Source organism: Exiguobacterium sp. s132 (assembly GCF_018617235.1).
GTDB lineage: Bacteria > Bacillota > Bacilli > Exiguobacteriales > Exiguobacteriaceae > Exiguobacterium > Exiguobacterium profundum.
Genome location: NZ_JACSJU010000001.1, coordinates 224,097 through 237,959 on the forward strand (window position 1 = coordinate 224,097; position 13,863 = coordinate 237,959).

The following is a 13,863-nucleotide window of genomic DNA, read 5'->3' on the forward strand; positions in this document are numbered from 1 at the left end:
CGGCTTCTTTCGTCCTTAGCGTATAGGACGAGAGAAGCCGTTTTTGTGTTCACCAATAACATAGAGGAGGCGCTACACATGGCCCATGAGACAAATGAAATCACCATGCCGACGAAGTACGACCCAAGTGCGACGGAGTCAAAATGGTACGACTACTGGTTAGAGAACGATGTATTTAAAGCAGACGAGGACGATTCGAAACAACCGTACACGATTGTCATCCCACCACCGAACGTTACCGGGAAACTTCACCTCGGTCACGCCTGGGATACGACGCTCCAAGATTTATTGACACGCCTCAAGCGTATGCAAGGCTATGACGTGCTCTGGCTCCCAGGGATGGACCACGCCGGGATTGCGACACAAGCGAAAGTCGAGCAAAAGCTCCGTGAAGAAGGCGTCATGCGTTACGACCTCGGACGTGAAAAGTTCCTCGAGAAGACGTGGGAATGGAAAGACGAGTACGCGAAGACGATTCGCGACCAATGGTCAAAACTTGGTCTCGGTCTCGACTACTCGCGTGAGCGCTTCACACTCGACGAAGGGCTCTCAAAAGCCGTTCAAGAAGTATTCGTCCGTCTTTATGAAAAAGGCTTGATTTACCGTGGCGAATACATCGTCAACTGGGACCCGGCTCAAAAGACGGCCGTTTCAGATATCGAGGTCATTTACCAAGAAGTCGAGGGTGCATTCTATCACATGAAATACCCACTCGCTGACGGTTCGGGTCACATCGAGATCGCGACGACACGTCCCGAGACGATGCTCGGTGATACGGCGGTTGCCGTCAACCCGAAAGATGAGCGTTACACACACCTCATCGGCAAGACGATCATGCTTCCAGTCATGAACCGTGAAATCCCGATCGTTGCCGACGACTATGTCGACATGGAGTTCGGTACAGGTTGCGTGAAGATCACGCCAGCACACGACCCGAACGACTTTGAAATCGGAAACCGCCACGAGCTTCCACGCATCCTCGTCATGGATGAAGGCGGGAAGATGAACGAGAATGCTGGTAAGTACGAAGGGCTCGACCGCTTCGAATGCCGCAAGCAACTCGTCAAAGACCTTGAGGCGGACGGCACACTCGTGAAGATTGAGCCGCACACGCACTCGGTCGGTCATTCGGAACGTTCTGGCGCGGTCATCGAACCATATCTTTCGAAACAATGGTTTGTTGATATGGAGCCACTCTCGAAAGCAGCACTTGAAGCACAAGGGAACGACGATACGAAAGTCAACTTCGTCCCAGAGCGCTTCGAAGGCACATACCTCCGTTGGATGGAGAACATCCGCGACTGGTGTATCAGCCGCCAACTTTGGTGGGGCCACCGCATCCCGGCTTGGTACCATAACGAGACAGGTGAAGTATATGTAGGGAAAGAGGCGCCAGCGGACAGTGAGAACTGGACACAAGACGAAGACGTTCTTGACACATGGTTCTCGTCAGCACTCTGGCCGTTCTCAACGATGGGCTGGCCGGATACGGACGCACCGGACTTCAACCGTTACTTCCCGACGAGCGCGCTCGTCACGGGATACGACATCATCTTCTTCTGGGTATCGCGTATGATCTTCCAATCACTCGAGTTCACAGGGAAGCAACCGTTCAACGATGTCCTCATCCACGGTCTCATCCGTGACTCGGAAGGACGCAAGATGTCGAAATCTCTCGGTAACGGCGTTGACCCGATGGAAGTTATCGACCAATACGGAGCGGATTCACTCCGTTGGTTCCTCCTCACAGGTTCGACACCAGGGAACGACCTTCGTTTCTATTGGGAGAAGATCGAGTCGACATGGAACTTTGCGAACAAGATTTGGAACGCAAGTCGTTTCGCGCTCATGAACATGGATGGGCTCAAAGTCGAAGACATCGACCTCACGGGCGAGAAGACGCTTGCCGATAAGTGGATCTTGACACGCTTGAACGACACGATTGACCAAGTGACACGCCTCGTCGACAAGTACGAGTTCGGTGAAGCTGGTCGTTACTTGTACAACTTCATCTGGGAAGAGTTCTGTAACTGGTACATCGAGATGGCGAAACTCACGCTCTATGGTGAGGATGAAGCGGCGAAGCACACGACACGTTCGGTCCTCGCGCATACGCTCGATTCGATCATGCGTCTCATGCACCCATTCATGCCGTTCCTCACAGAAGAAATTTGGCAACACTTGCCGCACGAAGGCGATTCAATCGTTCGTGCAAGCTACCCGACGCGTCGTGACGATCTTCATTTCGCAGACTCGGTTCCAGCGTTTGAAGCTGTGATGAACGTCATCCGCTCGGTTCGTAACATCCGTGCCGAAGTGAACGCACCGATGTCGAAACCGATCCAGCTCTTCATCTCGACGAGTGATGATGCGACACAAGGTTACTTGAGCGCGAACGAAATGACGATCGGCAAGTTCACGAATGCGACAGAGCTTGAGATCGGACGTGGTCTCACGGCTCCGGACAAGTCGATGTCCGCGATCATGACGGGAGCGGAGCTCTTCATCCCGCTCGCAGACCTCATCAACTTCGAAGAAGAAATCGCTCGTCTTGAAAAAGAAGTGGCGAAGTATGAGAAAGAAGTCGAGCGCGTGCAGAAGAAACTCGGAAACCAAGGCTTCATCGCCAAGGCGCCGGCTCACGTCATCGACGAAGAGAAAGCAAAAGAAAAAGACTACCTCGACAAGCGTGACGCGGTCCGCGCCCGTTTGGAAGAGTTGCGTAAGTAAGACTCACACCTTCTTTGGAGATTGATTCTCTGAAGAAGGTTTTTTTGTGTTTTGGTAGAATTTGGAGAGATGGGCGTAGAAAAGGGGATATGAGATGAAGCGAATCGGGGTAATATGTGTTCTTGTGTTGGGACTAGCGGGGTGTATGACACCAAAAGAGACGAAATCTATCGAAACAGTGGATGTGATGGATGTGGAAGAGATCGAGAAGGAGAGAGTGATTGATGAATCCCAATTTCCAGACGTAGAAGTGACGGGGACGACGATTGTTGAAGTGCCAGCAGGAACGAAACAGATTTCAGATGCCGTTGTGGCACAAACGACCCTTCAATATGAAGATGGGTCGACGAGACATTTATCGAAAGATCACATTTTAACGGAGACGATGGTCGGAGGAATTGGTTTAGTTGCGATGACCGTCCCTGACCGTGAGAACCCGTTTGGCGTATTCATTTACGATGTGAGAAATGAGTGGGCGCAGCGTGGAATGCAACGTTTCGGGATTCCAGAAACATCATCAGCGTTCGTTCACGGATTAGATCTTCCTAATAAAGAGATGGAGGCCATCAGTACGGATTATTCAGGTAGCGATTGGTCGGTGAAGCTTTGGACGTTATATGACGAGACACGCCTCATCAGTATCATTGTGACGGATTCTTTCACTGAAGTAGAAGGGGAGATGTCGGAACAGCCAGAACCGTATGTTTTGGAACAATCATATGGGAACGGTTTATACTATTTATCACAAGGAAGACTGATTATCGTGACAGGAAATATCTCAGAAGAAGAGTTATTGGTACTCACTGACTCGCTACCGGAACCTTCGTCCGTATCGTTTCCGTTTCATGATCCGGAGTAAAGATGAACACGCACACTTATAGAACCGATGAAAAGGAGGGGGCCTGTTGCTCAATCGAAAGGAAATGATTCTACGAATTCGTACTGCTGAAATGAATGATGTAGCTGCACTGTCAGAATTAATGGGAGAGTTGGGATACCCGACTACAGAAAAGCAGATGGCAATCCGTTTGATGAATATTCAACAAGATTCGAATTATCACACATTTGTAGCGGTGGAAAATCAAGAAATTGTAGGGATGATTGGTTTTTTTAGAGGAGTGTCTTATGAAGTAGATGCATCCTACATTCGAATCATTGCTCTTGTAGTGAAGGCATCTCATCAAAAAAATGGGGTCGGGGCTTCTTTAGTGAATCATGTTCAAGATTGGGCACATCAACATGGCATAATGAAAATAGCGGTCAATACAGGAAATCGACGAACGGGTTCACACGTATTCTACAAAAAGATGGGCTTTGATGGAACAGGGACAGGCTATTATAAGTCCATTTAGTAGGAAATAAAGAAAGCATTTTTCAAATTCAAATTGGAGCAGAAAAAACGATGGAAGGACGTCATATATTTTGCCAATCCATGAATTCGATACATGGCATCGAGAGTTAGATTTACCAGTCTACGTATCAAATCATCCTACATATACGAAGGTTCATGACGAATTGATCCAGGAATTGATGGAGGCGTGTTCGATTGTACGTACCTACTATCATTCATACAATCGCTTTCGGTTTGGATTGTGTTATCACGGCATAACCATTATCCCAAACGAATCTTTGCCACATCTTTATGAGATTGTCATAGAATCACAATCTTTCATTCATGCCGAGGAGTTGAATGACTTGGCAACCCTCATTCTCTCAGCTCAACGCGAAGGAAAGGATGTAGTTCATTTTGGTATATAAAGATATGGGGGGAGTATTGTGTCTTATTATCACGAATTTGGAATAATCGATTCCATTCATGGGGAAGAGCTTCATGTGCAGTATATGCCGGAAAGATACGGATGTGTTGTGGTGGATGGGGAAGAAGTGGAGCAATGGATTGAACAGTTAAGTGACATGCGCACATTCTTTCACTCATATCATTGTCCTGGCCATGGATTGGATGAGTGCGGCATTACATTGATTCCGCATGCATCTTTATCATTCTTTTTTGAAGTTGTGTTGAATAGAATGAACAATCAGGCAACTTCGGAATTGGGGCAGCTGATTATAAAAATTATCAAGGCGCGAGATGAAGGGAAAGATATGATTCATTTTGGTCTTTGAATTAAAATGTAATGTAAAACAATCCCTCGAACAGATTGAAGTGTTCGAGGGATTGTTTCATCACGTGCCACAAAACGTTTGATACGGATACATTCGTGGTGGACCTGCCGATACATATTCAGCCGGTTTGTCGTAGTTATATGGGTCACGCAAAATGGTGAGTAACGCCTCGGTCGGACCGAAGTCACCGCGTTCTGCTGCTTGAATCGCTTTTTCGACATGATGATTTCGGGGAATGACGGCCGGGTTATATTGGCGCATGATTCGACTGACGTCCTCGTCCGGGAGACCTTGCTCACTCAAACGTTTCTGCCAAGCGTCAATCCACGCCTTCCCATTTTCCCGGGTTGAGAATGGGAGAGATTCAATCTCACCAAGCGTCAGCGAGCGGAACGTATTCGTATAATCTGCCTCCGTCTCCATCATCAAGCGGAGCAGTTCATCCGCTAGCTCATCGTCACCATCTTTTCGAACGAATAAGCCAATCTTATGTGCGAGTCCGGTAAAGTACGCTTCTTTATACAACTCGGTATAACGGGTGAGTTGCTTGTTCGCCACATCAACCGCTTCTTCTTTCGTTTCGCCAAGTAGCGGCAGCAACGTCTCCGCCAGTCGGGCGAGGTTCCAAGACCCGATATATGGTTGATTCGCATAGGCGTAACGTCCCTCTCGGTCGATCGAGCTGAAGACCGTCTCCGGATGATACGTGTCCAAGAACGCGCATGGTCCGTAATCTAGACCTTCTCCGCTGATGAACATATTGTCCGTATTCATCACCCCATGAATGAACCCGATGAGTTGCCAGTTGGCAATCAGTCTCGCCTGTCTTTCGACGACGCGTCCGAGGAATTGTTCATAGCGATTCGTTGCATCGATCAAGTCTGGATCGTGTCGTTTGATTGCTACTTCAGTAAGAGCGATGACGTCATCGATGGAGCCGGCGCCTGCTGCGAATTGGAATGTTCCGACACGAAGATGACTTGAGGCGACCCGAGTCAGGATCGCTCCATGCTTCGGACCTTGACGCATGATGGCCTCCCCTGTCTGAACGACGGCGAGCGCCCGGTTCGTCGGAATGCCGAGGGCGTGCATCGCTTCGCTGATGATGAACTCGCGTACCATCGGCCCGAGTGCGGCTCGTCCGTCGCCACCTCTAGAATACTCCGTCGGTCCGGATCCCTTCAGTTGCACATCGACACGCTTCTTGTTCGGAGTCACATGTTCCCCGAGCATGAGGGCGCGTCCGTCCCCGAGCATCGTCAAGTTGCCGAATTGGTGTCCAGCGTATGCTTGTGAGAAAGACGTCTCTGTTTGACGATTGCCGGCAAGTAAATCGATATCTTGTTTGAGACTTTGCGCATCAAGGCCGAGCGAAGCGGCTAATGCATCGTTAAACAAGACGAGTGTCGGATTGTCGACCGGATGGATGGGTCCGCGGTCGTAAAAGATGTCACGTAGTTCGAGGTACGTCGCCTCGAAGTTCCAGTCAGTTGTCATGGCGCATGCCTCCTTCTTCGCTTCGAGTATAGCACAGACTGTTTTCCATAACGGCTGTCGTGAATTTTGATAAGATGAAACAGAAGTGTAAACAGTAGGAGTGTGGAAGATGAAGACGAGACAAGATGTATTCGATTGGTTGAGTGGACAGCTTCGCTTCGGGATCAAACCGGGTCTTGAGCGGATGAGCTGGATGATTGAGCAATTAGGGTTAGAAGAACGCCGATCCATCCATGTGGCCGGGACGAACGGAAAAGGGTCGACCGTCGCGTTTTTACGGGCGATGGCGATGGAGAACGGCTTATCTGTCGGCACATTCACCTCCCCTTATATCATTCAGTTCGAGGAGCGGATCATGTTGAACGGGGAACCGATTCCTGAAGACGCGCTCATCGACGTGGCGAACCGTGTCAAAGCTCGTGCGGACGAGGCGCCAGAGACGCTGACGGAGTTTGAGCTATTGACGATGATGGCATGGTGCTATTTTGATGACACACGTCCTGACTTGATCATTTGGGAAGTCGGTCTCGGGGGACGACTTGATTCGACCAATGTGTTGACGCATCCACTTGCGACCATTGTCACGTCAATTGGACATGACCATCAAGGCATTCTCGGCGATACGCTTGAAGAGATTGCACAAGAGAAATACGGCATCATGAAACGCGATGTCCCGATGTTTCATAGTATTGGTGAGGAACGATTGGTTGAGTTGTTGCATCAAAAAGGGGACGATGTAGGTTCTTCCATTCATGATGTTCGTCCACTCGTGAAGAAAATTGTGGACGGGGCAGACACAGTTGTGACGTATGAGAATATGCCATCTGTCGTGCTCGGATTGACAGGACATCATCAAGCGTATAACGGGGCGTGTGCCGTGGCGGTGGCGCGTCACCTCGGTTGGCGCGATGACGCCATCCAAAAAGGGCTCGAGCGAGCACAACATCCGGGGCGGTATGAGCTCGTCTCCAAACGACCGCGTATCATTTTAGACGGGGCACATAATCCGGAAGGCATCGAAGCCTTGGTTTTACAAGCCAAATATGAGACAGACGTGACAGTGTTGACGGCGATTTTAGAAGATAAAGACCGTAACAAGATGATTCACGCGCTTCAAGAAATTGGAGACGTTTACGAAACGACATTTGACTTTCCGCGTGCTAGAACGAAAGCACAACTAGAGAAAGATGGGGCGCGCTTTGTCGAATGGAAAGCATGGCTACAGAATTGGGTCGAGTCGCCGACAAGCGAGACGTTGATTGTGACCGGGTCTCTTTATTTCATCAGTGAAGTGAGACGTTTCCTAAGCTAAAACATTTACCTGATGTCAAAGAAATAGATGTATATTTTTTCAAGTGGGTGGGATAATTAGTAGTGAAGACTAAAAATAGGGAGGACTATTCATTGCGTAAACTCATGCAATACATAGCGGTTCTCGTATTAATCATATCCATTATTCCACAGAGAGTAGTTGCGGAGACCAATCAACCGATTTTAAACGTGTTGATTCTTCGTGATGCTTTTACTGCTTCGAAAGTACTTTCAGTGACTGAATACAATAATGCGGTGAATTCGTATCGTGCTTCACTGAATGTAAATACTGCAAAAGTGAATGCGCAATTCATGACAATTAAACAATTTAACGCATCCCGTTTTCCGATGACAGGTGCATTCGATGCGGTCATGATTGGGAGCAGTCCTTTAACTGAGAAATATAAAAATGGGACGCTTGTCGTCAACTCGAAAAATCATGACACGACAAATCAATTGAACGATTTGACAGAATTGAAAGCTACGGAACTATTCAATACAGTTGTCCGTGTCGGCTTGCCGCTTCTGATGCATGAGGATGCTGCGAACGGCGATACACAGTTAAAACGCTTGGCAGCCTATCAACGTGATTATGCGAACGTGAAAGTCTTTAATCGAAATGATCAACAGAATGTCGATCGTGAGATGGCGCAGCAGTTGAATCAACTCACCATTTCCCGTCCGAGATTTCAATCAACTGAAGTGAAGTACAACAATCAGTCGATTAGCAATCAGACGATTCAAGTAAAAGATGGTGTCCGTCATCCAATCAACTTTGCCTATACTTTATCGCAACCACCAACTCCTTCGGCATTCGTAGAATTGTATATCGATTACGACCATAACGATCGATTTGATGCGGATGAAAAAGTCATTGAGCAACAGGCAAAAGAATCGGGAACGCTCAATTTCACATTATCGCGTCCGACGTTTAGCGGACCGAAGAACTGGATGCTCGTCGTCAAGGATTCGTTGACAGGTCGAGCGGATTATCGTAAGGGGAGTATTCTTTACCTCGATGAAAAAGTGAAAGCGAACATCTTACAGCTCACTGCAGGAACCGGCACGAACGGAAGAATTTCAAGCTATTTATCTAATATGTTAGTAGACCCGTCTGGGAATTATGAATTCAATTTAACGGACGGTACAACGAGTCAGTTTGAGGGTGGTACTTATGATCAGGCATTACTCAATAACGACTACGATATGCTGATCTTTGGTTTCCAAGATTCGTACAACGTTTATGGAAGCATGAATGTTGCGGCCACTGCGAAAGTCAAACGTTTCAGTGAAACAGGACAAGGCGTCATGTTGACGCACGATACGATTTTCCGTACGAATAGTTCATCATCGCCTACGTCCGAGTGGGAACGTCAATTTGTGAATGCCAATCCTTCACTGAATATCTCAGGGCAAAAAATGTACACGAACATGGGATTTGGTGCTCCTGAAACAACCAATAAGGCAGTCAAGGTACAGGATGGGATTTTCACTTCTTATCCGTATCGCCTCGACGATTCGATTAAAAATATCTCAAATACCCATAACCAATATTTCACTCTCGATTTGAATGATCCGGATGTGACGCCTTGGTACAACCTGTATTCAACAGGTGGAAATCGTGTATATGGAGATGCAAACAACCATTACTATACGTATACAAAAAACAATTTCACCTACTCCGGTGCTGGGCACACAAACAAGTTTTCGGTAGAAGATGAGAAGAAAATCTTCATCAATACGATGTATCGCGCCTTTATCGGAGCGAATCATAAACCTTACAACGTGATTGAGTCCGTCAGTGATTCAAACCAGTCCTATACTTCTGCTGATTTAAAAGCCGGGTCTGTAGAAGTGACTGCGGGACAAGATGTCAAATTGATGTGGCGGCCGAGCGATTATGACTTCCAAGACTTGTTCCTCAATTCAACAATCACGTATAACGGTAAACAGGTCGCATTCGATAACTTACGCAACTACGAAGTTAAAGAGTTTACGATTCCGGCAGCGGATGTTGTCGCAGATCGGCCGATTGAAGTGAAAATCGAGACGTCCGATCAACGGAATGCGAAGGTGATCGATACGTTCACCATCAACGTCAAACGTGCGGAGAATGTTTCCGACTTGATTCAAGTGTCCCGTTCGATTGACCCGTCGACAATCAACTTGTACGAAACGGGAACGATTCACTATCAAGTTCAATATCCGGAACGTTTCGATCGATTGCCGAATCAGTTGGGCGATAAGTTTTTACGAGTGGATTCAACCTCTTTCTCAGAAAAACTGCCAAGTCAACTCGAAGTCGTGGCGATTCGTGACACGAACGGAAATGAATATCCTGTCACGAAGCCGAATGAAATCAAGTTACAGTTGAAGCCGGACTTGTACTATGAACGAAATGGGAACACGAACATTTTCCTCCCGAACGATAGTGGAGACCGGACCATGAAGTTTGAAGTAGTCGTCCGAGCCATCGAGCCTTCTGCCTCACTCATCCAGTTGAAAAAAGCGGATAACCAATTAACGACGTTAATTGAGTATTCGAAGAAGCAAGATCACATTTTAGATAAACTCAACGACTGGGATAAGGAATTAGAGGTTCAATCATCGTTCCCAGACTTGCTGATCAATATCGGGGCGCCGTATGCGTATGAAGCGAAGATTCCTGACGTCACCTTACAAATTGGGGCACAGCAAATTGTGAGTCCGACCATCACGGATGCGAAAGGAAACACCTTTACGAACCCGAAATGGAGTAGCTTGAAGTGGGAAATCGTCGATGCGAGCGGTGTCGCGAGACTCGTCACGCAAGGGAACAATGCGATTGTGACCGGTTTGAAAACAGGAACTGCGAAGTTGCGATTGACAATCGATCCGGGCGATAAGAGACCCCTTGTCGTAGCGGAGTCGAAAGTCAATGTAATCAGTCCGCCTGAGCAACTTACTATTCAGTCGAAAGAGTTGTATGTCGGTCAAACGACTACGGTCACACCAAAAATCATGCCCGAAACAGCTCAATACAAGTCGGTTCGCTATGTCGTCGAATCTGGGGATAGTGTGAAGTTTGAACAAGTTGGCAACAACTTGAACATCATTGGACTGAAACCGGGTACGACTCAGTTTAAGGCGACTGTGGATGTCGGTGACCTCTTCGGTGGCTTGAATATCGCTACTCCGAGCACCGTCTTTAGCATCCAAGTCAAGGCACCATCCTTGAGCCAAACACCGAGCCAACTCGACCTTTGGGTATGGGATAGTTTGGATGAAGAAAAACGCGTGAACGAAGTCGCCTCGATTCAAGTGACCTCAACACCAACCGTATCCATTCCGTTTGAACGAATCGGGTCCATCCCATCTGCTTTGACGGTGACACAAAGTGCGACAGGATATGAATTACGTGCCAACCATGGTTACGGAAATAATGGTGTCGTGACTGACATTCCAATTCAGACGACATTCGATGACAGTGCGTTACGAAACATTCGTTCGAACACGTCGATTGTCCGTGTCAACGAATATCCGAACCAATTGATGTCAAAAGACATGACAATCAATATTGGTGAAGGGACGGCACCACGACTACCTCTCCTTGAGTACTGGCCTACGACTTCGACTTGGCGTGACTATCGCATGGAGATTGTATCCGGCGAAGAATATGTTCAAGTGAGTGGATCAGGAAAAGAGTTGATTCCTGTGAAACCTGGTGTGGCGAAAGTGGAAGTCTACACGACGCTTCCGGCTGGAAAACCGTTTGAAGCCGTGAAGGATACGTTTTATGTACGCATCATCCAAACGAATGCCTCGGGACAGGATGATGACCGTTATTAAGTGAATGGCAGAAAGTTGGCGAATGATGAATCGCAAGCGAATAATGATTGGCATCACCGGATTGATTCTCGTCATCGGATTGGGAGGGCTCCTGTACTGGAGTCAATCCCAACCTGAGCTCTCGCAGTTATCCGGTGACGATTTAGTAAAAGAAGTGAGTCAACGCTCTTCGGTGACAGAAGAAGAATTGACAGATTTACAGGCAAGGGAAGAATGGGAGGCCGTCCGACTTGTTTTAGAGGACCAAAAAGTTGTGCCGACAGCCGAGCAATTCGCCACAGCAGTGACGCTCGCACCTCTAGACGTGATTGAAGCATACTTCGAGCAAGGGATTGACCCGTTCGAGGAAGTGGAAGGGATTCCCGTTATCACACCATTGTTCAGTGCGAACGGCAGTCCGGATCAATGGAAGCTGGCGATGCGTTATGTTGAAGACGATCGACTTCTCGGCATCGCGGTCGACTCGTTGAACCTTGATGCGGTCAAAGAACTCCTCGGACAAGGCTATATGATTCAAGATACCGAATCGGTGTTATTGCAGCCGGTCCGTCACAATCAGGTCGAGTTGACGCAACTGCTTCTTGATAACGGCGCGCAATGGACGAAAGCGATGGAACAGACGGCCAAAGACTACAACTCGGACCTCATTTTAAAGATGGGGAACTAAAAAAATCGGCTTCTTCTCAATCAGAGAGGAAGCCGATTTTTTTGAATTCATTTCAATTGAACCGGATGACTGACGAAGAATTGAAGTTGATTCGTGACCGGTAATGTTTCAAGTTGATTGAACACGGAATCGTTATACGTCAGTTTTAATCGAGACTTTTCGGCCTCGTGAGCTGGAACTTGACGGTCGAAGTTCTTTGCTGGGCTTAAGTCATTCCCACCGTTAAACGTCCCACGGAAGACGTTCACTTCGAGTGGTCCTTTACTGTACAGACCTCCGTTGACTTCGAGAATAGATCCGACCGCATACACATAGGTCGGTTCGTTCGAGTCACTATACATGAACGCCTGGAGCGTCGTCGGAGTGTCATCAAACTCGTTGATTCGGTTCAACAGAATCTTTCCTTTGGATAACAGGATGAGTGAGTTCCCTTTGTCTGCATCAATCGGAAGAATATTGGCTCGGTCGATGAACGTATCACCGAGCGTGTAGACTGTCGAACTGAAGGAGACGTTCCCTTTAATGGTCAAGTCACCACGTACGATCAGTGGCCGTGCAATCGTCAGCTTCTCGAGTGATTCAATGACGACGTCCCCGTCGAAAAGAAGCGGGGCATTCGACTCGGTGATGGATTCCGTGACATACATGGCGCGATCCGAAATGGCATCCGGTAATGTCACGATGGTCGGGTCGGTGAGTGCGTTGTAGGCATCCGCCCGTAAGTACGAAGTCGGGCGTTCGATAATCGAGGTCCCATCTTCCGAGAGCACGCGCTCGAGTTCGAACACTTGATTGGTCGAGCGAATCAGGCCTTCTTCAAAGATTTTTGAATCGACGTCATTTGTGTATGCGAGCGGTGTGTCGAGTCGTCGATTTAAAAATTCGATGATTGAGTAGTCGTATTGGAATGGAGAAAAGCGACTCGGGGACACCCCGGCGTCCGCCTTCTCGCCAGCTTGTTCCGTACCTACCGTGAAGTAGTTCTCTTGCTGGCAACTCAAGCAATCGCTCAATTCGACTAAATCGATTCGGCCATTCAAGTGAAGACGACTAGAATCGACATTTTCAATCTGCTTCGCCACACCATCCAATTGGAAGTTCGCTTGACGTATGAAAGCGAGAGGACCACCTGAATAGATATTTCCTTGAATCGTCGGCATGCCGTTCACGTCCAACTGTTGGTCGGACCCGAGGACGTAGTATAAAAAGGACGGGAGAGCCGTCAAGTATAAGTCTTGCGTGTATTCAACGGTAAGCATCGGTTGTTCCGGATTCACTTGTCGCGATGCCGTGACGTTCACTTGGAGAATCGTCGTGAACGGCGCCGTCTGAATGGCGGTATCCGTAGCATCTTTCTTCAGCTCGATGGAATAGCGGACCTCACTATCCGTAGTCAATGCCGTGAACGGTTCGTCACTGACGATGAGCGACTGAACCTTGCTTTGGAATGCCGCTTCCGATTCCATATGAGTCGGGACTTCCGCTTCTCCGTGAAGCGGGAACTGGGTCCGAACCTCATCGGCGATGAGGCGAAGTGCGCTTTTCGCATCTTCATTCAGTTGAGTATCTTCAGTACGGATGACCGTCAATTTATTCGACGCCAAGTTGACTTGCATGGCGGCGAGCGAGAGGACGGCGAGAGCCGCCATCGTCACGAGAACAAGCACGAGGACATATCCGTCTTCACGTTTTCGCATCAGGATGCC

At 48.1% G+C, this 13,863-nt stretch carries 9 protein-coding genes and 1 other annotated feature (1 of these 10 cut by a window edge); of the genes, 7 read left to right on the forward strand and 2 right to left on the reverse strand.

Annotation, left to right across the window (positions count from 1 at the left end; genetic code table 11):
- Positions 1 to 20, forward strand: a binding site (T-box leader) (it extends 202 nt beyond the left edge of the window).
- A 58-nt stretch (positions 21 to 78) separates the two neighbouring features.
- From KNO78_RS01155 to KNO78_RS01170, 4 genes are all read left to right on the forward strand, one after another.
- Positions 79 to 2,730: a valine--tRNA ligase gene (locus tag KNO78_RS01155; RefSeq protein ID WP_214691148.1), complete on the forward strand. Its 2,652-nt coding sequence runs from the start codon at positions 79 to 81 to the stop codon at positions 2,728 to 2,730.
- Between the two features lie 94 nt (positions 2,731 to 2,824).
- On the forward strand, positions 2,825 to 3,589 hold the full coding sequence (locus tag KNO78_RS01160) for a hypothetical protein (RefSeq protein WP_074037520.1): 765 nt from the start codon (positions 2,825 to 2,827) through the stop codon (positions 3,587 to 3,589).
- Between the two features lie 46 nt (positions 3,590 to 3,635).
- The gene (locus KNO78_RS01165) at positions 3,636 to 4,082 is read left to right on the forward strand and encodes a GNAT family N-acetyltransferase (RefSeq protein ID WP_084543101.1); all 447 of its coding nucleotides are present in this window, start codon (positions 3,636 to 3,638) and stop codon (positions 4,080 to 4,082) included.
- Between the two features lie 424 nt (positions 4,083 to 4,506).
- On the forward strand, positions 4,507 to 4,854 hold the full coding sequence (locus KNO78_RS01170) for a short-chain dehydrogenase (protein ID WP_196430421.1): 348 nt from the start codon (positions 4,507 to 4,509) through the stop codon (positions 4,852 to 4,854).
- A gap of 60 nt (positions 4,855 to 4,914) precedes the next feature.
- Here the strand turns inward: KNO78_RS01170 and KNO78_RS01175 are convergent, their stop codons facing one another.
- On the reverse strand, positions 4,915 to 6,351 hold the full coding sequence (locus KNO78_RS01175; protein WP_214691147.1) for a protein adenylyltransferase SelO: 1,437 nt from the start codon (positions 6,349 to 6,351) through the stop codon (positions 4,915 to 4,917).
- A 109-nt stretch (positions 6,352 to 6,460) separates the two neighbouring features.
- Here KNO78_RS01175 and KNO78_RS01180 point away from each other — a divergent pair, with 109 nt between their 5' ends.
- The 3 genes from KNO78_RS01180 (at position 6,461) to KNO78_RS01190 (ending at position 12,157) form a co-directional block, all read left to right on the forward strand.
- Positions 6,461 to 7,663: a bifunctional folylpolyglutamate synthase/dihydrofolate synthase gene (locus KNO78_RS01180; RefSeq protein WP_214691146.1), complete on the forward strand. Its 1,203-nt coding sequence runs from the start codon at positions 6,461 to 6,463 to the stop codon at positions 7,661 to 7,663.
- A 92-nt stretch (positions 7,664 to 7,755) separates the two neighbouring features.
- Entirely contained in the window at positions 7,756 to 11,490 is a 3,735-nt protein-coding gene (locus KNO78_RS01185; RefSeq protein WP_251125227.1) for a DUF5057 domain-containing protein, read from the forward strand.
- Between the two features lie 25 nt (positions 11,491 to 11,515).
- The gene (locus KNO78_RS01190; RefSeq protein ID WP_214691145.1) at positions 11,516 to 12,157 is read left to right on the forward strand and encodes a hypothetical protein; all 642 of its coding nucleotides are present in this window, start codon (positions 11,516 to 11,518) and stop codon (positions 12,155 to 12,157) included.
- Positions 12,158 to 12,204: 47 nt separating this feature from the next.
- Here the strand turns inward: KNO78_RS01190 and KNO78_RS01195 are convergent, their stop codons facing one another.
- A complete protein-coding gene (locus tag KNO78_RS01195; RefSeq protein WP_214691144.1) occupies positions 12,205 to 13,854 on the reverse strand; it encodes a hypothetical protein in 1,650 nt (549 codons plus the stop codon).
- Between the last annotated feature and the right edge of the window lie 9 nt (positions 13,855 to 13,863).

Bases quoted from the DNA above. Each gene is read 5' to 3' on its own strand.
- KNO78_RS01155 (WP_214691148.1), top strand. From the start codon at position 79: ATGGCCCATGAGACAAATGAAATCACCATGCCGACGAAGTACGACCCA.
- KNO78_RS01160 (WP_074037520.1), top strand. From the start codon at position 2,825: ATGAAGCGAATCGGGGTAATATGTGTTCTTGTGTTGGGACTAGCGGGG.
- KNO78_RS01175 (WP_214691147.1), bottom strand. From the start codon at position 6,351: ATGACAACTGACTGGAACTTCGAGGCGACGTACCTCGAACTACGTGAC.
- KNO78_RS01180 (WP_214691146.1), top strand. From the start codon at position 6,461: ATGAAGACGAGACAAGATGTATTCGATTGGTTGAGTGGACAGCTTCGC.
- KNO78_RS01190 (WP_214691145.1), top strand. From the start codon at position 11,516: ATGAATCGCAAGCGAATAATGATTGGCATCACCGGATTGATTCTCGTC.
- KNO78_RS01195 (WP_214691144.1), bottom strand. From the start codon at position 13,854: ATGCGAAAACGTGAAGACGGATATGTCCTCGTGCTTGTTCTCGTGACG.